This is a genomic window from Flavipsychrobacter stenotrophus, assembly GCF_002954265.1.
In the GTDB taxonomy this organism is placed as follows: Bacteria; Bacteroidota; Bacteroidia; order Chitinophagales; family Chitinophagaceae; genus Flavipsychrobacter; species Flavipsychrobacter stenotrophus.
In genome coordinates this window covers 1,036,264-1,061,964 of sequence record NZ_PPSL01000002.1, presented here as the reverse complement: position 1 = coordinate 1,061,964, position 25,701 = coordinate 1,036,264, and the positions used below count along the sequence as shown (strand labels likewise).

At 43.9% G+C, this 25,701-nt stretch carries 20 protein-coding genes; 10 read left to right on the top strand and 10 right to left on the bottom strand.

Features of this window, described 5'->3' with window-relative positions:
- The first annotated feature begins 26 nt into the window (after positions 1–26).
- Positions 27–611, top strand: a complete 585-nt coding sequence (locus tag CJD36_RS09820; RefSeq protein WP_133162582.1) for a DUF4190 domain-containing protein — start codon at positions 27–29, stop codon at positions 609–611.
- Between the two features lie 62 nt (positions 612–673).
- On the opposite strand, the gene CJD36_RS09815 is transcribed toward CJD36_RS09820, so the two are convergent.
- Both CJD36_RS09815 and cysS read right to left on the bottom strand, forming a co-directional pair.
- Positions 674–1,813, bottom strand: coding sequence for an acyltransferase family protein (locus tag CJD36_RS09815; protein WP_105038954.1), 1,140 nt, complete (start codon positions 1,811–1,813; stop codon positions 674–676).
- Between the two features lie 216 nt (positions 1,814–2,029).
- The gene (gene cysS, locus CJD36_RS09810) at positions 2,030–3,526 is read right to left on the bottom strand and encodes a cysteine--tRNA ligase (protein ID WP_205685581.1); all 1,497 of its coding nucleotides are present in this window, start codon (positions 3,524–3,526) and stop codon (positions 2,030–2,032) included.
- Positions 3,527–3,871: 345 nt separating this feature from the next.
- Here cysS and CJD36_RS09805 point away from each other — a divergent pair, with 345 nt between their 5' ends.
- Positions 3,872–5,068, top strand: coding sequence for a low temperature requirement protein A (locus tag CJD36_RS09805; RefSeq protein WP_105038952.1), 1,197 nt, complete (start codon positions 3,872–3,874; stop codon positions 5,066–5,068).
- The gene (locus CJD36_RS09800; RefSeq protein WP_161499265.1) at positions 5,061–5,624 is read left to right on the top strand and encodes a hypothetical protein; all 564 of its coding nucleotides are present in this window, start codon (positions 5,061–5,063) and stop codon (positions 5,622–5,624) included. The genes CJD36_RS09805 and CJD36_RS09800 overlap by 8 nt, the downstream gene beginning before the upstream one ends.
- Before the next feature lie 9 nt (positions 5,625–5,633).
- Here CJD36_RS09800 and CJD36_RS09795 read toward each other — a convergent pair whose 3' ends face one another.
- From CJD36_RS09795 to CJD36_RS09785, 3 genes are all read right to left on the bottom strand, one after another.
- Positions 5,634–6,437 carry an alpha/beta fold hydrolase gene (locus CJD36_RS09795; RefSeq protein ID WP_105038950.1) on the bottom strand — a complete coding sequence of 268 codons (804 nt, stop codon included), beginning with the start codon at positions 6,435–6,437 and terminating at the stop codon, positions 5,634–5,636.
- A 119-nt stretch (positions 6,438–6,556) separates the two neighbouring features.
- Positions 6,557–6,859 carry a type II toxin-antitoxin system RelE/ParE family toxin gene (locus CJD36_RS23965; protein ID WP_105038949.1) on the bottom strand — a complete coding sequence of 101 codons (303 nt, stop codon included), beginning with the start codon at positions 6,857–6,859 and terminating at the stop codon, positions 6,557–6,559.
- Entirely contained in the window at positions 6,844–7,086 is a 243-nt protein-coding gene (locus tag CJD36_RS09785; RefSeq protein WP_105038948.1) for a hypothetical protein, read from the bottom strand. Before CJD36_RS09785 ends, CJD36_RS23965 begins: the two co-directional genes overlap by 16 nt.
- 197 nt (positions 7,087–7,283) lie before the next feature.
- Between CJD36_RS09785 and CJD36_RS09780 the strand changes: the two genes are divergently transcribed.
- The 6 genes from CJD36_RS09780 (at position 7,284) to CJD36_RS23830 (ending at position 20,374) form a co-directional block, all read left to right on the top strand.
- On the top strand, positions 7,284–9,104 hold the full coding sequence (locus CJD36_RS09780) for an ABC transporter ATP-binding protein (protein WP_105038947.1): 1,821 nt from the start codon (positions 7,284–7,286) through the stop codon (positions 9,102–9,104).
- A 130-nt stretch (positions 9,105–9,234) separates the two neighbouring features.
- Positions 9,235–15,984: a T9SS type A sorting domain-containing protein gene (locus tag CJD36_RS09775; protein ID WP_105038946.1), complete on the top strand. Its 6,750-nt coding sequence runs from the start codon at positions 9,235–9,237 to the stop codon at positions 15,982–15,984.
- Between the two features lie 448 nt (positions 15,985–16,432).
- Positions 16,433–16,756 carry an HU family DNA-binding protein gene (locus tag CJD36_RS09770; protein ID WP_105038945.1) on the top strand — a complete coding sequence of 108 codons (324 nt, stop codon included), beginning with the start codon at positions 16,433–16,435 and terminating at the stop codon, positions 16,754–16,756.
- A 56-nt stretch (positions 16,757–16,812) separates the two neighbouring features.
- Positions 16,813–17,670, top strand: a complete 858-nt coding sequence (locus CJD36_RS09765; protein WP_105038944.1) for a tetratricopeptide repeat protein — start codon at positions 16,813–16,815, stop codon at positions 17,668–17,670.
- Positions 17,671–17,983: 313 nt separating this feature from the next.
- Positions 17,984–19,543: an Rne/Rng family ribonuclease gene (locus CJD36_RS09760; RefSeq protein WP_105038943.1), complete on the top strand. Its 1,560-nt coding sequence runs from the start codon at positions 17,984–17,986 to the stop codon at positions 19,541–19,543.
- A gap of 699 nt (positions 19,544–20,242) precedes the next feature.
- Entirely contained in the window at positions 20,243–20,374 is a 132-nt protein-coding gene (locus CJD36_RS23830) for a hypothetical protein (protein WP_262497504.1), read from the top strand.
- A gap of 5 nt (positions 20,375–20,379) precedes the next feature.
- Here the strand turns inward: CJD36_RS23830 and CJD36_RS09750 are convergent, their stop codons facing one another.
- Positions 20,380–21,261 carry a hypothetical protein gene (locus CJD36_RS09750; protein ID WP_105038941.1) on the bottom strand — a complete coding sequence of 294 codons (882 nt, stop codon included), beginning with the start codon at positions 21,259–21,261 and terminating at the stop codon, positions 20,380–20,382.
- A 201-nt stretch (positions 21,262–21,462) separates the two neighbouring features.
- Positions 21,463–21,819 carry a hypothetical protein gene (locus CJD36_RS09745; protein ID WP_105038940.1) on the bottom strand — a complete coding sequence of 119 codons (357 nt, stop codon included), beginning with the start codon at positions 21,817–21,819 and terminating at the stop codon, positions 21,463–21,465.
- A gap of 192 nt (positions 21,820–22,011) precedes the next feature.
- Between CJD36_RS09745 and CJD36_RS09740 the strand changes: the two genes are divergently transcribed.
- Positions 22,012–23,475, top strand: coding sequence for a hypothetical protein (locus CJD36_RS09740; RefSeq protein ID WP_105038939.1), 1,464 nt, complete (start codon positions 22,012–22,014; stop codon positions 23,473–23,475).
- A gap of 12 nt (positions 23,476–23,487) precedes the next feature.
- Here CJD36_RS09740 and CJD36_RS09735 read toward each other — a convergent pair whose 3' ends face one another.
- Genes CJD36_RS09735 through CJD36_RS09730 form a run of 3 tightly spaced genes read right to left on the bottom strand, consistent with a single transcriptional unit; the run spans position 23,488 to position 25,550 of the window.
- Entirely contained in the window at positions 23,488–24,018 is a 531-nt protein-coding gene (locus CJD36_RS09735; RefSeq protein WP_105038938.1) for a TlpA family protein disulfide reductase, read from the bottom strand.
- Positions 24,019–24,055: 37 nt separating this feature from the next.
- Complete coding sequence (locus tag CJD36_RS23235) at positions 24,056–24,223, bottom strand: hypothetical protein (protein ID WP_161499264.1); 168 nt, start codon at positions 24,221–24,223, stop codon at positions 24,056–24,058.
- Between the two features lies 1 nt (position 24,224).
- Positions 24,225–25,550 (bottom strand): MutS-related protein, encoded by a 1,326-nt coding sequence (locus CJD36_RS09730; protein WP_105038937.1) that lies wholly within the window; start codon positions 25,548–25,550, stop codon positions 24,225–24,227.
- Positions 25,551–25,701: the final 151 nt, after the last annotated feature.

Here is a 25,701-nt window from a genome sequence, read left to right as displayed (position 1 = left end):
TTCCATCACTTCAATAAATCATTGTTATGTCAAACAGAGCTTTAAGTTATCGGTCATTACTTTTTATCGCTTCATTCATTATACTGATTGTTACAATGCCTGCACAAGCAGCATTCCCTATTCACATTGTTGCCGACAGTATGAGTGCAAGAACCATGGTCGCACAGCATATCGCTACAGATTCTGTTCTGCCTACACATCGTTCATTACTAACAAAACGTATCGATAAGATAATGTCTGCAAACCGGAGTGACAATAACGATGAACAAAAGGAGGTGCACCCTGCTCATGCGAAGCGCAGTGGTATATTTGGTAGGTTATCTCTTTATCTTGGCTTACTTTCTGTAGCGGCGTTTATACTAGCCATGTGCACTTTATTCTCTCCCTTTTTAGTAACGGCTGTAGTTATCTGGCTCTACTCAGATCTGTTTGCTGTTATATTTGGCAGCATTGGCCTTGTGCGGCGAAAGAAGAAAGGAATGGCCATTGCCGGCATAGTATTGGGCGTATCTATGATAGCGCTCTTTTTTGCTATAATGTCATTTCTTAGTGCGGTCGCATCCGCTTTGCCGGCTATTATGGCTACAATTATAATACTCGGCCACGCATGATGATCATAGACAGGTTGATTGAACCACTTCTCGAGCAACCAAAAGAACTTCTACTAAAGAAATCAGAACCCCTGATCCACCATTACTTTTTTTGCCTGCCAAGGCCAGAAAGCCTTCTCAGTAAGTAGGCCACGAGCTTGCCTGCGCTCAACGAAATGGAACAGCAGCATAGCAAAGAACAGTGCCAGCGGTATACCTATCAGACGTGTGAGTAATGCGTATGTACTGTTTCTATCCGGAGTTATGTGCGATACTATGAAGTTAGTAAAGTAGAATACTGAAAAATGTATTAGAAACAGTGAATAAGAACGCTCTCCAAGCCATATCATAATAGGATTACTCAGCACTTTTTTTATACTTACCGTGTTGAAGGCCATCATTATAAAGCCACCATAAATTAGTCCGTATGCACTTGAGACCAAGGGAACATAAAAGTAAGAAACAATCAATGTTGCCAATCCAAGTAACATCAGAATGCGAGCAGTATTGTTATTCTCATTTTTGCATGCCAGGTAGGTACCCATCATAAAGCAAACAGGGTAGTCAATAAACTTATATATGTTTGCGCTTACATGATAGATAGTGTATTGGCCGGGCAAATAGTTAGTAAAAAACATCTGCAATCCTACGACTGCAGCAATAGAAAATGGGATTAGAAAAAACAATTTTTTTGCATTCCATCTTTCTGGCTTAGATGAAAAATAAATGACGGCAGGAACAAAAATATAAAAAAGGAGTTCAATTTGCAGGCTCCACCATGCGAGATTGTAATAACCCCCTCTAGGTGAAAATATAGCAATCTGTCGCACTGTATTAGTGAACGAAAACGGAATGAGTATACGTGAGTACCATGTAGGATAGGTTGTATTTAAGTAAACGACCAATGTACCAAAAGCCAATGCGCCCCAAAAAGGAGGATAAATACGCCTTGCTCTCCTGTAAAAATATTTGCCAACTTCGAATTTACGCTCTTGCCTGAGGTAGGGCCTGAGTAAGACTACACCACTCAATACAAAAAACAACTCCACCCCCGACTGCGTAAAATTTCTATACAAAAACGAAAGAACACCAAGGTGATGCGCATCAAGAAATTTTCCAATATTAGAGGTGAAGGCATGATGTATAACTATCATGCTGGCCGCAATACCACGTAGTCCGTCTAAAAAATGAAATCTTTCCTTTTGTTGTACTGTGTTACTCATAACTTATCAGGCGCTAAACTAAACAAATTTCTACTCAATTGCAGAAAAAATGCCTTTCGAGGTTGAGCTTAATTTATAGTTAACATCGGAAGAGGGGTAACGTAACTAGCTAATAATCAATTGTATAAACGATTTTACCGCTATAGTAACATTACTTTTTAGCGTTTAGCCTTTATAAAAATGGGCCGGCCAATATGGCCGGCCCCGTAAAAAAAATTACTCAATACTATAACTTACTGTGCCGTCTTTCTCATCTTTCAACAACACACCGTTTTCGGCCAGCTTGTTGCGTATCTGATCGCTGGTAGCGAAGTCTTTACGCTTTTTAGCATCTGCACGAATCTCTATCAACAGTGATAATACCTGGTCCATTTTGTTGTTCTGAGCTACCTGCAGCGCCTGCATACCCAGTATATCCTCCAGAAATACCTTGAATGTTACTTTAAGTAATGCAAATGTTGCCGCCGACAGGGCGCCAGCTTTCACCTGACCACCTTTAATGCCGTTAATAACCGGAGTTAACTCAAATAAGTTAGCTATGACCTTGGCGGTATTAAAGTCGTCGTTCATGAATTCTGTGCACTCTCTCATCCAGGTATTTACCTGTTCGTCAAGTTTAGGATCACCGGCGGTATCATTACCCGGGTGTACCATCTTCTGCACCAACTCATGTGCTTCCCACAGTCTGCGTGCTGCTTTTTCAGAAGCTTGTAGTGCTTCATTACTGAAGTCGAGCGTACTGCGGTAATGGGTTTGCAGTATATAGAAACGCACCACCATTGGGTGGTAGGCCTGCTCCAACACGGGATGATCACCACTGAACAATTGAGACAGGGTGATGAAGTTATTATAACTCTTCCCCATCTTCTTACCGTTGATGGTGATCATGTTATTATGCATCCAATAACGCACGGGTGCGTGACCATGAGCAATAGTGCTTTGTGCTATCTCGCTCTCATGGTGAGGAAACTGCAGGTCCATACCGCCACCGTGTATATCAAACACTTCGCCCAGATACTTACTGCTCATTGCCGAGCACTCAATATGCCAACCCGGGAAACCTTCACCCCACGGGCTTTTCCAGCGCATAAGGTGTTCCGGCGGGGCTTTCTTCCACAGTGCGAAATCCGCTTTATTGCGCTTCTCGTCCTGTCCGTCCAGTTCACGTGTAGTTTCCAGCTGGTCTTCCAGTATGCGGCCCGAAAGCTTTCCGTAAGGATAGCCTTCAGCATATTTATTCACATCAAAGTAAACAGAACCATTCACCTCATAGGCATAACCGCGCTCTATGATGGTTTCTATCATGCTTATCTGCTCTATAATATGGCCGGTGGCTGTTGGCTCAATTGCAGGATCGTCGTTATTGAACAAACGCATGCCGTGGTGGAACAGGTTGGTGTATTTGTGCACCATTTCCATTGGCTCCATCTTTTCCAGCTTGGCTTTCTCATTCACCTTGTCTATCGCGTCGCGACCTTCCTCTTCAAAGTGGCCGGCATCGGTGATGTTACGCACGTAGCGTACTTTATAGCCCAGGTGGCGCAGGTAGCGCTGTACCACATCAAAAGTGATGTAGGGACGAGCGTGGCCCAGGTGAGACTCACCAGATACTGTTGGTCCGCACACATACAAGCCTACATGGCCGGGGGTTATAGATTCAAACTTCTCTTTTTGTCTGGTATATGAATTGTAAAAATGTAGATCGTGTGTCATTATTTATGATATAGTCAGTAGCCTGCAACAGGCCACAAATGGTAAACAATAAGCAATGCCGCCTTTGGCAAAAGCAGTGCAAAAATAGCTATGTTTCTTATTAAAAGATTGAGGGGAGGAGGAAATGATATAGCCCTAAAGGCATAGTAAACCCACTCCCGCTATACATCGTGCTATAGGAGTTGGAAAGAAAATATGAATATTCTTGCTGTTCATCTGAGCACAAAGATATATAATAATAGTATTCCAAAAATGTCCGCACAACCTAAGGCCCTTATATATAATCGGAATTAACTGAGATTCCCGTATTTATCACTAAATTGACGTCATAATTATCTGAGCTAAATGGCCATACACAACAGCATATGGTGGGGAGCGCCTAAAAAATTTACCACCCGTGCAGCTGAGCGAAAGATTAGCTGGCTGGAGTTGTTTTATGACCTGGTGTATGTGATTGTGATCTCGCGCACTACTCAGTTGTTGGTGCAGCACACCTCTGTTGTGGGGTTTATTGACTACCTCTACATGTTCGCTATCATCTTCTGGGGTTGGTATAATGGCAGCCAGTATTATGATCTGCATGGCACACCCGGCGTGCGAACAAGGTTTATGACACTGTGGCAAATGGTGGCCGTAGCTGCACTGGCAGTAACGCTTGGCAGCCAGCCAGACAAACTGATATTCAGATCTACCATAAGCCTTGCCTTTCTACAGCTGTTCATTACCTACCTGTGGTGGAGTGTTGGTATCTATGATAAAGAGCACCGCAAGCTGAATGTGCCTTACACCGTTTGCTACCTGATATCTCTTGCTTTGATCATTTGCTCCTTGTTTGCGCCGGCCACAGAGAAGCGTGTTATACTTTGGTTAGCGCTTCTTCTTAATTATCTACCTCCATTTTTGGCATTTCGTAGATACCCGGAAAGAGCCAATGACTTCTCTTTATCATCGAGCATGGTAGAGCGGCTGGGGTTAATGGTGATCATAGTGTTTGGTGAGGCAATATTGGGTGTCATCAATTGCATTGGACCGTTAGATGAGATTTCACCACAGGTGTGGTTGTGCTTCGGGCTGGGGATCTTGATAACCTTTGCCCTCTGGTGGATATTCTTTGCACTAATAGCAGACAGGGAAAGCAAGCCGGGGTATGCAGCAGGGATGACGATGTCTGTCATCTATATACCGTTGATTGCCAGCCTGGGCATAGCGGGGGCTTATTTCCCCGGAGTAATGCATCAGCCGGCCAGTGCGCTGAACGTGCCACGCGGTATGTATGCTACAGGCATATCGTTCTTCTTGCTGAGTACCTCAGCACTCAGTTGTTTTTTAGAATATCCTGCTGAGTACCATGGCGCCAGGAAACTTTTAAGAGTGTTACTCTTTATAACGGGCGCCATTATATTGGGCATAACGCTGCTGTTACCGTGGTTGCCTTTGATAGCTTACCTTTTGGGCATTTTTGTTGCTCTGTTATTTGTTATCGTCATTATTACCAATACTTGGGTAAGAGTGGAGAAAAATAAAGCCGATGAAAATGGGTGAAGATAGGTGTCAGGAAAAGGTTAAGAGTCCTATTGTAGCAAAAGTAATCGGGACACTTCTGTTGTTACAGGGCATTGCCTGTTTCGAATTTCTCCTCACACTTGCTGCGTGTACGCAGGTGAGCATTATCATCCTTTACATAATGGCTATTGTTTCAACCGTGATCGCAGTATTCGTTATGCCCCGCACTGGCGTATTCAAAATTCTTTCAGGAAACGAAAAAACCAGTCATCTGACAATAGTAGTATTGGCTATATTATGCTTTGCCGCAACGTTGCCGTGTCTGGCTCTCGCAATCAATAAATGGTTTGCAAAAGCGGCTCAAAAACAACATGTACAGGTTATGCAAAAACGATATCGTAGAGGAACCTATCGGCATGGAGGCGACTATAAGGTGTATTATGCCGGGTATCTTTTCAGGAATGAACCACGTGAAGCCAGCTTCAATGAAAAGCAAAAAGACAGGTATGATTCCTCGGCCTCACTGAGCATATATTACCGAAAAGGTTTACTGAGTTTGTATATTATTGATAGTGTGGAACTTGCTGGCAGATAGATGTGCCCGTTAACCCTCCGGCATAGGCGCTGCCAAAAACTCCTCAACCATGGCCACAAACAAAGCCGGCATCTTGCTACCTGTGTCCGGAGTCATGATCTCGCCTAAATAGCTGCCATGGTTCGCGGGAAGAATGGCTAACCGTCCGTGCGGCAGCAGGCGATACATTTCTATTGTATGTTCAACTGTTATTATATCCTGGTCACCTGCTACCACCAATGAGGGCTGCTGTATAGATCTTATAGAATCAACACTCCAGTCTACAAATGTCTGCATACGGTAGGCGTCCCTGTCGTGCATAGCGTTCAAACCTTTATGGTCATCGGGGTTTATCTTCAGGTATTCATCTTTGTACACTTGCGGCATACTGTCAAGACCACCACTGTTCATCATGAAATCCCAGAACCATGGCGGCATTCCAGACCTTTTGTATAAAGCTGATGCCAGTACCAGCTTACGTACCCGGTCAGGATGCCTTATGGCCAGTGCCATAGCGGTAGTGCCGCCATTGCTGAACCCGATCACATTAGCACCTGTTACATTCAGTTGCTTAAGTAGTTCTGCCACATCATCAGCATCCTGTTCGAAACTGCTGTGCGTATCTCTATCCTGCGTATGGCCGTGCGCCTGTAGTTCTACACCTATTATCTGGTGCGTTTGCGCCAGCATGGGCATTATTCTGCCAAATGTTGTATAAAGAGTTGATCCGCCGCCATGTATGAGTACCAGCGGGCTGCCCGAGCCATGAATCTCGTAATACATTTTTATGCCGTTTACATGGGCATAGTTTCCGGTTGCAGTTGTTGCTGACATGAGGGTGGATTTAATACACAAATTTAATACTACATGTGCATTTACGAGAGTGTATAAACGACAATTTGGGTGGGGTATTATGACGAAATTTCGCAATCTACCAAGCCTGTATGTTCTGTTTAAAACTTTAAGCCTTTCGGATCTTGCCGGGTGTTCCAGAAGAAAAGTAATGTTACCTTTTTTTTGAGTGGCTTGTAGTCATAAATAAGTATTACCCTCTTATGAATAACTGTTCGAAAGGTGTTTTTCCTATTTGGTACTGTAGTGCCGGAATACGGAAAAGAATATAACAGATCCAGCTTGGAATGAACAAGGTCAATGAAATTTAATATTTCTTTTTCTGTCCATTCCTTTAATAGGTACTCAATAATGTCATTAAATGTTTTCTGAGATTTTTCTGACCAAACTATTTTGTTGTCCACTTGCTATATTTTTTCCACACTTCTTCATGTGGTGTAACCCTCCCTTCTTCCATGTCTTTTATACCTTCATCAATGCCTGCTTTCACGGCGTCAGGTAAAGTATCCCACCAGTCATCTTCCTGCTCATTTTCAAGCATCGCACGGATGGCTTTTACCATTTCTTCATCCGCGTCATCGATAAGATTCTTTACTTCTTTTTTCAGTTCGTTTAAAGCTACTAACGTCATACCCACAATATTTATAATTCAAATTTACAAAAAGAAAGTAAAATCGGAGCCCTAAAATGCTAACCCTTTGGTAGTCATAATGTCATTTAAGAAAGCATTAGGGAGGCGGGAATGAAAATATTTCTACCTTTAATTTTCGAAATATATCTTTTGCCCATATTTTAATTTTCCGGGGCAGCAGATCACAAAAACACAGAATGAAAAAAATATCAAGGCTGCTCACTTACCTTGCCGATTATAAAGGTAAGATAGCACTTTACTTTGGCGCCAACCTGCTGAGTATTTTATTTGGGTTGCTTTCCTTCAACATGCTGATTCCTGTGATACAGTTGCTGTTTGGCGATGCAAGCATCAATGCCACGCCAGCAAAAGCACCCGGCATTGCACCCAAAGGGTTTATTGAGCCTGCCATAGCCTATTTTAAGAATCTTATCGCGTCTCAGGACAAGCTCACTGCCCTGGCATATGTATGTGTAATAGTAGTGGTGTTCACTATCCTTAAAAACCTGTTCCTTTACATAGGTCTTTATATTCTCAACCCATTGCGTAATGCGGTTTTGCGCAGGCTGCGCAACGATCTTTTTGCAAAAACACTGTCATTGCCAATAGGCTTCTTTACCGAAGAACGTAAGGGTGACCTGATCTCTAAGATGACCAACGACATTAATGAAGTGGAATTGTCGGTAATGAGTGTCTTGGAGGTGTTTATACGAGAGCCGCTGACCATCATTGCCTACCTCGGCACAATGATCTACATCAACTATCAACTTACTTTAATTCTTCTTTTATTTTTGCCAGTAGCCGGACTGATCATTGGCAGGATCAGTAAATCGCTCAGAAAATCGAGTAATCTTGCCCAGGAGCAATTGGGTAGTATGCTGGGCGTAATAGATGAAACGCTGGTAGGTATGCGGGTATTGAAAGCGTTTAACGCAGAGAAGCACCAGCATCTTAAATTCATGAAACTAAATAACACACTGTTTCATACCCGCAACAAAATAGCAGCCCGCAGAGAGTTGGCTTCGCCAATGTCTGAAACAATGGGGATAATAGTTGTGTGCATGATCCTTTGGTTTGGCGGCAGAATGGTGTTTTCAGGTACCGGCTTTAACGGCGCTACTTTTATTGGTTACATTGTATTGTTTACCCAGATCATTAATCCATTCAAGAATCTGTCATCAGCATTTACCAATGTGCAAAAGGGTACCAGTGCACTGGACAGGATAGAAGGCCTGCTGATGGCTGAGAATGCAATAACCGAACTGCCCAATGCCACACCGGTACACGACTTTAAGGACAGCATTGAATTCAGGAATGTATCATTTGCCTATGGTGACAAACAGATACTGCGTAATCTGAACATGATCATACCGAAGGGAAAAGTGATAGCATTGGTAGGTGCATCGGGAGCAGGTAAGAGTACTCTGGTAGACCTTGTGCCGAGGTTTCATGATGTGACCAGCGGGGAGATACTGATAGATGGAATAAACATAAAGGAGTATAAAATAGATGACCTGCGCAGGTTGATGGGCGTGGTAGGACAGGACCCTATACTGTTTAATGATACCATCTATAACAATATAACACTCGGTACCGGTGGTGCTACGTTGGAGCGTGCTGAGGAAGCAGCAAGAGTAGCTAATGCACATACATTTATACAGAACAAGCCCGAAGGATACGAAACCATGGCGGGTGACAGGGGCGTAAGGCTGAGTGGCGGTGAACGCCAGCGAGTGACCATAGCCCGTGCGGTATTGAAGAACCCGCCCATAATGATACTCGACGAAGCAACCTCATCATTAGACACAGAGAGCGAGCGTACAGTGCAGGAAGCTATAAATACATTGATGAAGAACCGCACCTGCATAGTAATAGCACACCGCCTGAGCACCGTGCAACATGCCGATGAGATCATAGTAATGGATAAGGGCTCAATAGCAGAGCGCGGCACTCATAAAGACCTGCTGGCAAAAGACGGTATCTACAGAAAGCTGGTAGAGATGCAGCAGGTGAGATAAAAACTAAACAATACCTATTGACGTATAATAAAGCCGGACAATGCTCCGGCTTTTATATTTTGTAAATAATCATAAATAATTATTTACGATATAATGATTAACTTGCAAGGTTGAGGCTAAGAATGTAATTATGAAAAAAATACTACCTATACTATTTATTCTTTTGTTCCTGCTGGGCTTTAGTGAGTCTTTCGGGCAATGCTACTATCAGGATACTTCTGTACTCTACTGGGTAAAAATGAATAAGGCTTATGGAATGGCTATAAGTAATAGCGGGAAAGTAGCAGTGAGTTCTGTAAAAGCGGGGGATACTGCAGTAAAGTCGGTAGTGAAGATATGGAACAATGTTACCGATTTTATGGGTGGGCTTGATAATGACGATAGTTTAAAACTTATATCACCGCAAGGACTAGTGTACGACAATGATGACAATTTGTATGTTGTACAAACCGGTAAAACAGACAGTAACATACAAGTATTTAATTCCGGGTTGGCATTAATAAAGACGATTAGCAATTCTACAGGGGCACTTGCCTGGAACAAACCAAGAGGGATAGCAGTTGACGATTTACAGAACGTATACGTTGTTAGTGCTGACTCTATGAATGGCATTACACATCTTCCTATTCGCGGCACCGGTAAGCTCATCAAAATATCATCACCTCTAACCACAGCTACCAAAACATTATTGCTATCACACTTATATTCGCCTAAAGCAGTAGCCATTAACGGCGGGAAATTATACCTGACCGAAAATGACAGTAATAGGATAGACGTGTATAACCTCACAACCATGAGTAAGGTAGATAGCATGGTGACTATGAACCCATGGGATCTTACGGTAAAAGACTGCAGGGCATATTGTATAGATCATTCAATGAACGGTGTAAATATTATGCGGGCCGATAGTCTTGCTGATAGTACAGTTGTTGATACAATTATCAACCCATATAGCAATCAGGGCAAGTATGCTATGCAGCTAAATGCTGACAGAGACCTGTTTATTGCTGATAATGATAGTGGCAGGGTACTTTATTTTTCCGGGACGATACCTCCGGGTGGAGGTGGTAGTAGTGGAGGCTCGGGAATGCCGGGGGCTAGGTTTTGCGTGGGCTCACACCGTTTATATACAGCAGTAGGACCTGGTTGGTGGAGTTCACAAGATACCAATGTTGTGCAAGTTGACTCTTTTGGTAATGCATTCGCCGTAAATCAGGGGCTGACTCATCTATACTTTACTCATGACACCGTAGTAACCACCTATTTTGCTTTTATAGATGCACCATTACTTCCATTATCACCTATTTATGCGAAATTGAATGGGGGGATGATTCAATTTGATTCGGTAACAATATGTGCAACGCATATACGAGGCCTTTATAATGCAAACGGCGGATATTGGAGCAGTAGTGTTCCATCTGTGGCTATTATAAAACCTTCCGGAGTGGTTTGGCCGAAAGGAATTGGGACAACGATAATAACATTTGGCAATGGTAACACCTGCAATAGCGTCAGCACCACATATAAGGTTACAGTTATACCTACGCCTAACGCAGGAATCATTTCTGGAATTTCGACCATTTGTAATGGCTCAGCTACGTCATTGACAGACGCTGTGTCAGGAGGGGCCTGGTCAAGTGGTGATAACTTAGTAGCAATGGTAAATGCATCGGGTGTTGTAACAGGAATAGGTGCCGGCGAAACCATTATCAGCTATACTGTAAATCCAGCATGCTCTGAAGGCATAGCAATGGTTGCACTAAAAGTTGACTCTATGCCAGTAGCCGGAACTATATCAGGTGTAGACAGTATTTGTAAAACGGAGATAACACTTTTGACTAAAATTGGCGCAACTGATGGCGGCACATGGACTAGCAGCAATACCACGATAGCAAGCGTAGACGATGCGGGTAGCGTCACCGGCATAAATAGCGGCAGTGTAGTTATTACCTACAAAGTAAGCAACAGCTGCGATACAGTATCTGCTACTAAAACATTGACCGTAAGGTCAGACCCTGATGCAGGATCGATAACAGGAACAGATTCTGTCTGTGTGAACGAAAATATCAACTTATTAAATACATCAGCAAGCGCAGTTGGTACGTGGAGTAGCAGCCACCCCGCTATAGCCATTGTAGATGCCGGTGGCTCTGTAACGGGTATTGATGCGGGTGGTGCTACCATAAGTTATATTGTAACTGATGCTTGCACGTCAGACACTACTACACTCAATATTAATGTACGCGCATTACCGCAGGCAGGGGCAATCATTGGACCAGACATGGTGTGTGAAGGTTTTACCGTGTGGTTGGGGCATGGTACATCGGTAGGTGCAGACGCTTGGACGACAGAGGATGCCGCAATAGCCGCAATAGATGCTGCAGGTACAGTAACGGGCATCAATACCGGCGGCACTGTAGTTAGATATATAGCATCTAATTCCTGCGGTGCAGATACCGCAGTACTTGCATTTACGGTAAATCCTGCGCCACATGCCGGTATTATTTATGGGCCTACAAACGGATGTGTCGGCTACAACTATCCGCTTTCTTTATCAGGTGCATCAGGTACCAGTACATGGATCAGCAGTGACCCTTCTATAGCTGATGTCGATGCATCGGGCATGTTGTATGCGAGTTTGTATGGTACTGTTACTATTACACACATTTCCAGTACCACGTGTGGCAGCGACTCTACAACATTCACCTTTACAGTAGACCCCGATGCATACTCAGGCCCGATAGATGGCATCTATGATCCTGTTTGTATGGGTAGCGGACCAGATTGGTTGTATGCCAATTATGCTGTAGGCAGCGGATATTGGTACAGCGAAGACCCGAGCATAGCAGATATTGATGGCAGCGGTATGGTTACTTATTATAGCCCGGGTACTGTTAATATCCATTATCAGACAAGCACTGCATGTACTACCGACGACAGCTACATGACCTTAACTGTTAATCCGCTTCCTGCTGCCGGTGGTATTACCGGGGCGGATAGCGTATGTTATAACGCAAGCATTAATCTGATAAGTTTTGGAGCAAGTAGCGTGGGTACCTGGGCAAGCGGTAACCCGGCGGTTGCTACAGTGTCGCCAACAGGTGTGGTAACCGGGGCTACTCCTTTTCCAGCTTCTGCAGCTATTAAATATATTGTCACATCAACAGTAGGATGTGGACAGGATTCAGCAATTCACACTGTGTACGTCAAGCGTTCTCCAATAGTAAGCCCAATAACCGGCCCTATTAATGTTTGTAATGGAAGCACTATTTCTTTATCAACAGTTTTTCCCGGAGGAATATGGCAGAGTTCCAATAATTCCATTGCGCCAGTATCGGCAACCGGCGTAGTAAGTGGGGCAGCATTTCTTGGGGGAACTGCAACAATATCATATACCATTAATACTTTCAGTTGCGGTAGTACCTTGTCAACCCATGTTGTAAATGTATTGACACTACCCCAGCATGGCACCATAACCGGAGCTGATACTGTATGCCAGAATTCATTTGATACGTTACGCAATCATTCTGCAACACCGGGTGGAACATGGCGCAGCAGACGGGGTTATGTGTTGTTCCTCTCTGCGGTAAGTGGTATTGATACTATTATGTTCAAAGGTACAATAGCGGGCATTGATACTATCGTTTATACCGTGTCTACATCTTGCGGCGTTGACTCTACTACATTCAGCGTAACGATAAATTCACTGCCACTCGATGGTGATGTAACAGGTCCTACCGATGTGTGTGTAGGATCGACAATAGTACTGACAGACGTAGGCGGAACCCCACTGGGGCACTGGAGTTCATCCGACCCATCAACTGCCGATGTTGATCCTTTGACAGGGGTGGTGATCGGTAATTCTGACGGCTCGGTAGTTATTACTTATTCTGGGTCTACCGCATGTGGTTCTATACCAGATCCATACACCATTACAGTAAATGCCGTTGCCAATGCAGTAATAGCACCCTCTCCTTCGGATGTATGTATGGGTAGCAGTGTAACGCTTGATAATACAGGGTCTTTTGGTGCCGGCACTTGGAGCAGCGACAATACCTTTATAGCCACTGTTGATGATGCCACCGGAGAAGCGGGCGGGAATAATTATGGCACCACAACAATAAGTTATACAACAACTACTCCTACCTGCGGTACGGCTACGGCTACCCTATCCTTCACTGTACATCCATTGCCGGTACCGGGCCTTATTTTTGGTGACGATACCGTTTGTTCGGGCGCAACAACAACGTTGATAGATGTAACACCAAGCGGTGTATGGAGCAGCCTGAATCCGGCTGTAGCTATAGTATCAACAACAGGGGTGGTAACAGGGGTGGCTACAACACTTGCCACAACTACAATTAGATACACTGTAACCAGCGCCACGTGCGGAACAGTTTATACATCTCACGACATTACCGTAAAGCCACTGCCCGTTGCAGGCGTGATCACGGGTACAAGTACAGTGTGCAGCGGCTCTGTTATCACATTGACCACTACCATTCCGGGCACATGGAGCACTACGTCTCCTTTGGTGACAGTGGATGCAACCACCGGTGCAGTAACTGGTGTTAATGTAGGTACTGCAACAATAACCAGTACAGTTACTAATTTGTGCGGAACGGTCTATTCAACGTTCCCCGTTAATGTTATAGACACACCTGTAATGACGGCAATTACCAGTCTCGATTCGTTGTGCCAGGGTGGTACATTTGTGGCCACCGCAGGACCTGCTTCAGGATCATGGGGCATTCACTTCGGGTATGTATTACCAACAACAGCTACGCCAACTACAGCAAACGTATATGCAGCGGCAGGTGGTATTGATACGCTTACTTATACAGCAACAAATAGTTGCGGAACAGCATCTGTATGGAAAACCATTAAGGTACTAACACTGCCTAACCCGGGTTATGTGACAGGAACAGACAGCCTCTGCCCAGGCAGTACGGCATACATGTATAATACTACCGGTACACCAGGCGGAACGTGGAACCATACCGGCAGCCATGTGACTATATCTGCCTCGGCACTGGTTACCGCAGTAACACCAGGTACAGATACTGTTTATTATGCGATAACCGGCTATTGTGGCACATCTATAGCCACACACAGGCTTACTGTCAATCCGCTGCCAGTAGCAGGTGCTATAACGGGCGCTGCTGCGGTGTGTGTCGGCTCATCTATAACACTTACTAACCCCACTGGCACACCTGGCGGCATATGGTCCTGTGGCACCGGTGGTACTATAACGCCTGGTGGTATATTTACGGGCACAGTAGCCGGTAATGTCACTGTGTACTATGAGGCAACAACCCTTTGCGGATCGCTGTTTGCCCTCTATACGGTAACTGTAAATCCATTACCAACGGTGAGTGCAATAAGCGGTACAACTACGATTTGTGCCGGCACATCGGCTACACTTACCGATGCTACTATCTCAGGAATATGGAGTTGCTCACCTGCCAGCGTGGCAACTATAGATGCGACTACCGGCGTGTACAATGGTGTAGCAACAGGCAGCGCCATTGTAAGCTATGCGGTAGCTAACCTATGCGGCACAACTACGGTAACGCTTACAGTGAACATAACCACAGTGCCGGTAGTAGCCGCTATATTGGGCACTGCCACCGTGTGCCCCGGCGGAACAACCACATTACATGATGGTACACCGGGCGGTGTATGGAGTGTAAGTAATACGCATGCAACTATTTCTACATCGGGCATGGTAACCGGTGTGACCCCGGGCACAGACACGGTATATTATACCGTTACGAATGCTTGTGGTGCGGTAAGCGTAAGCAGACTGGTAACAGTATATGGCGTGCCGGGAGCAGATACTATTGCAGGTCCGTCAGTAGCGTGCATAGGTATGGCCATAACATTAACCACTGTAGTGCCTGGTGGCACATGGACAGTCAGCAATGCTCATGCAACGGTGACAGGCGGTGTAGTGACTGGTATTACTGCCGGCGTAGATACTATCTATTATGCTGTAACTAATGCTTGCGGATCTGCCACTACATCGAAAATAGTAACGGTGCATGTAAGTGTAGTGCCAATGGTTACCGCTGCTGTAAGCCCTAATGACACGCTTTGTGGTGCCGCGCCGGCAACCTATACTGCTACCCCTGTAAATGGCGGAACAGCGCCGTACATAGAATGGAGAAGAAATGGAGTAAATATTGGTGCCGGACTAACGCTGGGCGACTCACCTGCAGATGGTGATGTAATTAGTTGCCGAATGGCCAGCAATGCCACCTGCCCTACAATTGACACAGTGTATAGCAACAATATTACCATGCACGTATATCCCAATGTTATACCGGTTGTAACGGTAACCGTATCGCCAGGCGATACCATAGGTTATATAGGCCAGCCTGTAACATTTACTGCAACATTGACCAATTGCGGATCTTCGCCAATATACCAATGGTATGAAAACGGCACTGCTATTGCAGGCGCCACATCAGCTACTTACAGCACAACAGCGGTTGGTAATGATGCCTTCTACTGCATAGCAGATTGTAATATACCATGTGCTGTTGCCGTATCTAACCATAGCAATGTGGTAACCTTGTATACAGGGCATGTAGGTATCAATACCCTTCATCCGTCAGGTGTGTCGTTCTCTCTTTATCCGAACCCGAACAATGGCAATTTCACGCTGATCGGTAAAACAGAAGGAAGCAATGAACCGGTCACCTATGAGATCATTGATATGATGGGGCGCATACTGCATAGCGGTAGTACCCAGCCAATGCACAGCATTATACACGAACAGGTGGTAACTGACAGCCATATTGCTCCGGGGCAGTATATATTGCGCGTAATAACAGGCAGCGGTGCTGAATGGATACATTTTACAGTGAGCAAATAGCCGACACCTGACAAATTACAAGAGGTATCACTGCGTGATGCCTCTTTCTTTTTTTAACCAAAAGTACATATGCCTTAGTCTATCAATCAGATATACAATTAATTACCCTTGATGGATTAGGGTCTATAAATCATGCCCCAATGCATTTAAAATAATAAAAATGTGGAAAATTTTCCCCAACAATTTCCCCACATTGGGTTGCCAACAAGAAATCAATAACATATACTATTCGAAATCATTATAAAGTAATAGTTAAATAGCATTTAATCAGTTTTATAAAGTATTGATTTATTAGTTATTGAAACGTTATAAATATTTGGTTTATAGGTGATTATCTATCAAAAACGTAAATTCGTAAATTATTTAAAATTTGGTTCAATTATTGAATACTAAGGATGTGAAATAGCCATCCAGCTAGTATAATTTATCATTACAATACTTATTAAACATGAGAAAGGCAGATATCGTTGGAAGCATAGCAGAGAAGACAGGAATACCTAAAGTAGATATCCTGGTGGCATTGGAAACATTCTTTAAGGAAGTGAAGACTTCCCTTATAGAAGGAGAGCCTGTTTATGTACGTGGATTTGGTAGTTTTATTTTGAAGAAGCGCGCTGCTAAGATCGGCCGTAACATCAAGAAAAACGTAGCGGTAGAGATACCTGAGCATTTTATCCCTGCATTTAAACCTGCCAAGGAGTTTTCTATGGCGGTAAAAGACAGCAAGCACGAACTTGTTGAGAGCAGTGAGAAAGATGCAATAGAACTGTAAGTAAAATAAAACAAGCGTGATTTCGCTACCTTTGCGGAAACAAGAAAAAAATTCCATTGAAGGCAGTACATTATATCACACTTGGGTCAGCATCAATACTAATTGCTCTTTTATACTGGGGAGGTAACACCATACCGCCGCTGAAGAAACATGATCACGATCATCAACCTCAGCAAGGTGGCATGGCCCAGGGTCCTAACACCATGAAGCCCGCCTCTTTCGACTCTTTATTAGCCGCATCAAAGAAGTTGCTCCCGAAAACGGCAGCTGATACGGTGAAGACCATTGAAAATGAACTTACGGCCATACGTGACTCTTCACGTATGGCTGCTGTTTTTGTACGCCTTTCCGGTGTATATGAACGCAATAAACAATTTCCCATTGCAGCCTATTTTTCGGGAAAAGCAGGAAAGTTGGAGAAGTCAGCAAAAGATCTTACTTTTGCAGGCCAAATATTTTTGCAGCTAATGCAAGACGAACATTCACCGTCTGTGCAGTTGTGGGAAGCGGGAGAGGCAGTGAGTTGCCTGGAGCAGTCTGCGCAGATAGATCCTAATAATGAAGATACTAAACTGGCATTGGCTACAGCATACATAGAGGGCTCGGGAGAACCAATGAAGGGAGTTGCTATATTAAGAGCAGTAACCGCAGAGAAGCCAGATGATATTCCTGCTAACATGTTGTTGGGAAGAATGTCGATACAGTCGGGCCAATTTGATAAGGCTGTAAAACGCTTTGAAACAGTATTGAAAGTAGAACCGAGTAATTCTGAGGCTATGTATTTCCTGGCGCAGGCATATGAGGGGTTAGGTAATAAAGAGAAAACAATTGAGTTGCTGGAGCGTTGTAAAACATTGGTGAATAAACCTGATTTCAGTAAGGAGATTGACAGAAAGATAAATTCATTGAAGTAAACTTAAAATCATACAATTATGCCTTGCGGTAAAAAAAGAAAAAGACATAAAATAGCTACCCACAAACGTAAGAAACGCTTGAGAAAAAACCGTCATAAGAAGAACAAGTAGTATTCACTACCAAATCATCTTCCCAAAGCCTTTAATTGCATTCACACGCCTTGCAGCTGCACTATGTGCATAAGTAAGGTGTGTGAGTGTATTATTGCAGGATTTACAAGAGGTCTCCACATATTCTATTTGCGGCTGTCCCATCCCTCCCCCATGCAAATGAGGGTGCTAACGGGATGATATTTGGTTAAACGACGGCAGAATGAACAAAGAATTAATTATTAATGCATCTGGTGAGGGTGTAGAGATAGCCTTGTTGGAAGACAAGAAGCTGGTCGAACTTCACTATGAGCGTGGAACTAATCAGTTTGCCGTAGGAGATCTATACCTGGGCAGGATAAAAAAACTGATGCCACAGCTTAATGCGGTGTTTGTAGATGTTGGGTACGAAAAAGACGCATTTCTCTCTTATACTGATCTGAGTCCATACCTGCGCTCTCTCATAAAATTCAGTAAGCAATCGGTAGACGGCAATCCTAGCTGGGGTGAACACTTCGGCAGTTTCAAGAACGAGGCTGAAATACTGAAGAACGGTAAAATAACTGAAGTATTTAACGGGAAACCAGAAGTGCTTGTACAGGTATTTAAAGAGCCGATCTCTTCTAAAGGTCCGAGATTGAGCTGCGAAATATCACTCCCCGGAAGGTTTGTGGTGGTTACGCCATTTAATGATGTGGTAGCTATATCGAGAAAGATACATTCGGCAGATGAGCGTAAGCGCCTGCAGCGTATAGTAGAAAGCATAAAGCCCAAAAATTTTGGTGTAATAGTGCGTACAGCAGCTGAAGGAAAGAACACAGCTGAGCTACATGCGGATATACTGGAACTGGAGAAAATGTGGAAGACGATACAGCGGAATCTGAAAGGAGCGAAAGCGCCGCAGATGATACTGAGCGAACAGGATAAGACCACGTCTATATTAAGAGATCTGTTGAGTGTGAGTTTTCAGAAAGTAGTGATCAACGATAAGAAGATCATGACCGAGATGAAGGACTACATATCGCGTATTGCTCCTGAGCAGGCCGAGATAGTAAGTCTGCATACAGCACAGCAACCCATATTTGAGACCTACGGTATAAGCAAGCAGGTAAAGGCGGCATTCGGTAAAACGGTGAACCTGAGCAGCGGCGCCTACCTGATCATAGAGCATACTGAAGCACTACACGTTATTGACGTGAACAGTGGTACCCGCCATGCGGAAGCAGGACAGGAACAGAATGCTATAATGACCAACCTTGAAGCAGCGGCAGAAATAGCCCGGCAGATGAGGTTGAGGGATCTTGGCGGTATCATTATCATTGACTTTATAGACATGAAGCTACCCGAGCATAAAAAGCAACTGGTAGAGGCTATGGAAGAGCTGATGGTGACTGACAGGGCAAAGCATACGGTACTGCCTATCTCTAAATTCGGGTTGATGCAGATAACACGCCAGCGCCTGCGTCCCGAGCTGAACATATCTACAGCCGAGAATTGCCCTACCTGCAAGGGTACAGGTAAAATAGGCCCGTCGATATTGCTGGCAGATGATATAGAGAAAGACTTCAAGTACCTGGTAACACAGGGACATAAAGATCTGGCACTACACGTGCACCCGATAGTTGAAGGCTACCTTACCAAGGGTACTCTACTGAAACCATCAATAGTGAAGAAGTGGGCCAAGGCCGCCAAAGTAAAAATGAAGGTAGTGATAGACAATGCTTCTCCACTTACCGAATACAATTTTTACGATGCGCATACCAATGACATGATCAAGCTCTAAATGATCTGTAATTGACAAGAAATTTATAAGGCCCGTTGCTGTTGCAACGGGCCTTTGTGTTTGGGTAGGGGGTACAAAACGAATACGTCCTGATGGATGTTGGTCATAAGACCAACATCGCCGGAAATTTTAATCAATTAATTATGTTGGCAAATTATGAAAGACACAGATTTAGTAGGTTAATGGTAGAACGTGGGCAGCTTTTTGCATTTAGACCAATTGCCTTTAGCCAATCAATTTAGCCAATCTTCGATTCTCTTAAATTTAGCTATTTGCTCTTTTGTCATACCCATAAGGGTTAGTTCAATTTTATAGTGGGTATATAGTGGGTCTGAGACTTTAATAACTATTTCCCCTTGTACAATTTCCCTAAATATTATGCTGTATGGATTATAAATTCTGATGTAGTCAAACATGCGTTCAGCATTTATTTTATTGGAAGTAATTAGAATAGGAGCAAATGAAAAAGTATAGATAAAGTGCTCTCTACGAGTTACAGCGAGGCAGTTGTCAAATAAATAGAGATCGCAGCGACTATTCAGGCTTATAGTACTCTTTCCTCCATTTGTTGTCCAATAGCGTAATTTGACGTTAGAGACTACAGTAGGGTGTAGGAGATGAACAAGTGAAGTGAATTTTTTTATCGTGCGTTGTGTCTGCCGATTGCAAACAGCCACAAAAATAGAAAGCCCTACCAAAATGAAAAAAACGATAGTGAAAAAGAATATGGATACGCTAATTATAGGCATCTTTCAGTATTTAAAATTGGGTCATTTATTTGACTTGCATGTGGTTATTCATCAGAAGAAGGATATAGACGAACATGGTTAACTGAATCAATAACACAAACTATTCAACGTTTGCACCGACGTATCATTGTTGTTTTTCAGCCGGAAAACATCCCATGAGTCCAAACAGACTACATAGGTACTTTTGATATCAGAGGGGATGGCTACGGTTTTGATCAGCAGGCAGTTGTTGTGCCAGGTTACGTCTGTAACCGTTGGCCAGCGCAGCTTTTCGCTACCAATACCAAAGGTGTTTTTATCATTGATAAATACCCATGCATAGAGGTCTCCCTTCTTTAGCAGTACTCCATGCCTTGTGGTGATCACCTGGTAGCCGGGTATATCGAATGTTCTGATGACAGCGTTATGGTTGTTGCCTATGTAACCTAGTATTAGGCTTTTGGCCTTGATAGCAGGTGTACTGTAGCTGTGCCCCATACAGAGCGGAAAATCGGCCGGCACCTTGGTAAACGAAGGTCGTTTAATATCGGGCATACCCTGGTGCCAGTGAATGGTGAATGAACTCTTGAAATTGACAGCCGGGGGCATTTTAGCCTTGTTGCTGCTGTTCATACACACTTGCGTTATCCACCTGAAGCCGTTGGAGTCTAAAGGTGTTTTAGCGGCCGGGATCATTACACGCGCCAACTTATCGGTAAATGCATCTTCATGGGTAACCACAGAAGGTATCGGGCACACAAAAAGAAAGTCGGAATAATAGTAGGTGCAATCAAAAATGATGGGGGCGGATAGAGTAGAAAAGTTGCAGGTGATATGAAATGAGGAAGATGCTCTGCTATCCTCGTCTTCTACCGTGATCTTATCGGGCAACAGGTCTTTGTCGAAGAAGCCATCAATAGTTGTGGGTTGTGCCCGGCAGGCAAAAATAAAGAACAGGATGCAGGCCCAAAAGAGCAATAACTTGTTCATAGCTTTGAAGATGTGATGTAAAGAAAAACTCCCGCATCTGGCAAAGATGCGGGAGTATAAATATTTAATGACTATTACTTCGCATAACCATTCTTATACAACCAATAAACCGGCAACTTGCGTTTTATTGCATCTCTTTCCAGGTCGCTGGTGGCGCGGGCCAGATATTCGCGCAGGGCAAATTCCTTTACTGTTTTCCCTTTAACTATGGTCAGCGTTATGTCGGTAGCTTTTCTTCCTACCGTATAAGTAGCTATCAGGCTTTTGCCATCGGCATTGTATATCTGATATGTCTTCGCTAAGTGTAGATGCTGTTTTCTCTACAAAAATTGGTCCCTCTTTGTGGTCATCTGCCATCACCAGCATTTTTCCACCTGTCATTTTATAGCTGATGTTAAGAACGGCTTCCCTTGGGCTAATATCAAGACTCTGGCTCTGTGCGGCTTCTTGCTTAGCTAGCGAAACGCCACCTTGTTGAAGAGTGGTCGCTGTCTGCGCAAAAGAATAGGTGCAAGATATAGCTAGCAAAACGCCTAATGATAAAATTGTCTTTTTCATTGTAGTGTATATTTAGATCAGTAAGTCAATATTATACAATATTATTCTAAAACCCGTGATTATCATAATTAATATGACAATTTGTAGTTTGTGCACGCATTAGTGTCTATGAAGCTCTAATGGCGTTACGCTATAGTCATAACAACAAGGTGTTCAAATAAATTACTAATTTTAGTGCTTCACAAGCTCTCTATGCGGCAACTTCTTACTGCTTTATTTACAATACTTTGTATTCCCGTTCTTGCACAAAATTCTATCAGCTGGCTGGCTACTGCACCTGTGGCACATAAGATATATGGCAACCTGCACCCGCGCATAAAACTGGATAAATACAACAACCCTATGGTGGTGTGGGGAGATGATGGCGGTAAGGCCTATTTTGCCAAGTGGGGAGGAGAATCATTCTCTACACCTATCGTTATTAGTCAGTCGGGAGTAAATGTATTTGCCACCTCATGGGCAGGTCCCGACATAGCAGCACATGGCGATACTGTATATGTTACCTACAAGCAGATACCCGAAGAAAAGAACCATATTTACATCAAGCACTCTTATGATGGTGGCGTGAATTTTTCCGCAGCTGCACAGGTAGATTCTGAATATAATTACATCACCCGTTTCCCTACTGTTACTACCGATGAGAATGGCAATCCGTTTGTTACCTATATGAAGGTGGACAAGGGCTATGATAATGCTCACTATGTGGTAGCACGATCTGATGATATGGGAGAGTCTTTCTTCAAAGACACTTTAGCCAGCATTAACTCAGGCGACAAGGTGTGCGATTGCAGCCCCGCCGCACTGGTGGCTTCCGGCTCAGCAGGTGTGTTGCTGTATAGGAATAACCTTGGTGGCCTGCGCAACATATGGGGTGGTGTTTCTAACAATGGCTGCAAGACCTTTAATAATGCCCTGCGCATAGACTCTACAGACTATGTGCCATCTACATGCCCCGCCAGTGGCCCCGATGGTGTAATAGTTGGCGATACATTGTACTCGGTATATATGAGCGGATCTAATGATAATTCACTGGTGTATCTGAGCAAGTTGTCGCTGTCTTATCCTTCATTGACCACATCTGAAGTGACAGGCGCTATCACCGGTGTGCCTAAACAAAACTACCCGCGTATATCGGGCATAGGTAGTGCTGCCGGTATTGTGTGGACGCAAAGCTCCGGTGGTAATAACATAGTTTGCCTTGCTGTAACAGATGACCTCACCAGGGGATTTCCTAAAGTGTATGATACCGTTGCCGAAGGTGTGATGCTGAATGCGGATGTGGCTATTGGCGGTGGCTTTATCTATGTAGTATGGGAAGACCAGGTAACCCGCAGTGTTATGTATCGCAGGGGCGTATATTACAAGAAGAATAAGGTGGTAGATAATACTTCTATACTTATTGGTTCGCAGAACCCAACGATGAAGTACTTCACCATCAACATGCCTGATATCCTTAGTTGTGTGATGATCGACTCTACCGGCAGAGAATATGAAATGGATATTTCGTACCCTAAGAACGTAAACATATGCCAGGTGAATACTGACGAAATGGAAGAAGGGGAGTACGGTGTAAAAGTATGGGACAAAGATGGTCGTATATACAATGCCCGCATTCGCCTGAAAGGTGTAAAAAGAAATAAGGATAAGGAAGATTAACGAAGACGTAAATTACTTCTTGTGGGTGTACTCATAAAGATCCTTAACAGTAACCCTTCCTTCAAACAGGTGCACGATCATTTTGTTCTCATCATAGAGTGCTAGGTCGGGGAAGGAATTCACGTTGTAATAGTCTATAAAGAAAAACTCATAGTCACGGCCAATGCCAACTATGTTGGCATAATCGGCAAGGTGCATATCTGATGCAAACTTACGCATAGCCGTAAAATCAGGATTAGGCGTAGTAAAGTAAAACTGGATGTTTTTCAGCGAATCCATACCGCGTGTCAGCTCTGCAGTAATATCGTGGCAATGACTGCAGCCGGGGTCGAAGAAGAAGATGGCCGTATATTTTCCTTTAGCAATATTAAATGTATTGAAGATGGTTGTACTGTCCATTAACCTTATGTTGTATGCCGGCAACTCCGGCGACTTCATATAGGGCAGGCTATCTACGGGCATTCGCTTATAACGTCCGCGGCTCTGTGCATCTGCATTGATGCCGCAAATTGCAAGGAGGATGATCAGGAGTAGCTTTTTCATATTTACTGGCCTTACGGCACACTAAATTTATGCATTACTATTTTATAGTATCGCCGTTTGGTGCAATAGTGCTATCTAAAGTATTGTTAACAGGAACCGGCTCATTGCCGTGTTTAGAACGGTATTTCAGTTCATTGGTCACCAGGTATAGCACTGGCAACACAATAAGAGTGGCAATGACGATCACAAATATTTTCGACTTCATGTCAACGCTTTTTTTGCAGCAGCGAAATTACACCTTCTTTCTGCAATATACGATACCCAATGCGGTCGTTAGATATGCCGGGTTTTAGTTTATAGGTGAACCTGTAGCTGCTATCCTTGTCTAGCTCCGTCTCGAAGTAGGAGAATAGGATCTCTTTGTTTTCGGCAAATTGGTGCGCCACTTCATAGAGGTGGGTAGACAGTATCATCAGGTGATTGTTATGATTGAGCAAACCATCCATTACTGCCTTGGTACACTCATATGCGTCATGTACGTTAGTGCCTTTAAAGAGTTCATCCATCAGTACCAGGTGGGGTTGATGTTGTTGTAGCTTTTCGGCGGTCTGCTTCATGCGTTGCACTTCGGCAAAGAAATAACTTTCTCCTTTCAGTATGTTGTCTTCTACATGCATGTTGGTGATGATGCCCTGCAGAAAGCTGATACGAAGTGCTTTTGCGGGTACGCCCATGCCCAGATGAGCCATAAGAGCACCAACACCCAGTGAGCGCATAAAGGTGGTCTTGCCCGACATGTTGGCCCCCGTAAGCACCAGGAAGTTGCGGCTATTATCAAATGTTATATCGTATCCAATTGGCTGCTGTATCAAAGGGTGATATAGTTGCTCCATTTCGAAGCGAATAGGCAATGCCGGCAGTATTTCAGGAAATACCCACTTATGTTCATTGGTTGCCCGTGCCATAGATTGCCATGCATCTAGCCGCGCATAGTGGTTGATGAGGCGATAGACCATACTCTTCATTTCGCGGCGAGCCTGGTAGTTGAGCTGCGCCAGTTCAGAGTATTGGGCATCCGGATTCACGTTCATCATCTTATTTGCCAACCTGTGTTCCAGTTCCTTGTTTATAGCATCCAGTTCATGTCTCAATGCTGATGGAACAACTTCGTTGTCGGCTATTTCTGCCAGTTGTTGGCAACCCTTCAAAAAATCTGAAAGATGGGAAAGCGAGAATTTGGTTAAAAAGTACTCCTGCTTATTGAACACCTTTTGCATCATTGTTCCCATCATCAGGGTAATACCTGTTGGTGGTGCACTTACATTATCTGCCGACTCAAAGAATTTTTCCAGCATCACTATTGTGCCGTTAGAAATGATCTTTGGCCATAGCTGCAGGTGTTTGCTCCAGAATTTAATAGCTTCCTGCGTAGCTATCAGATTCTCAGCCGTGTCGGGCGGATGATGCAGGTGCTTGCGCAGCATATCCTTCCCGGCCAGTGAAGTGGTACGGTCTATAAGGTCGAAGACACCTCCACTGCCGTCTGAAGTAAAGATAGAGAGGTCTTTAAGTGTGATCTTGTCGTTTTGCATCAGTGAGGATGGCGAAAATAAATGCCATCAAGTTTAATGATTATATTTCTTTTGTGCAAGGCGCAAAATCTGCGAATAGTGACCTATTTAAAGACTTTTGCAACGAAGCAGAAATGGAATAGAATTAGTGAAATGGTGGTATTTATTTTTG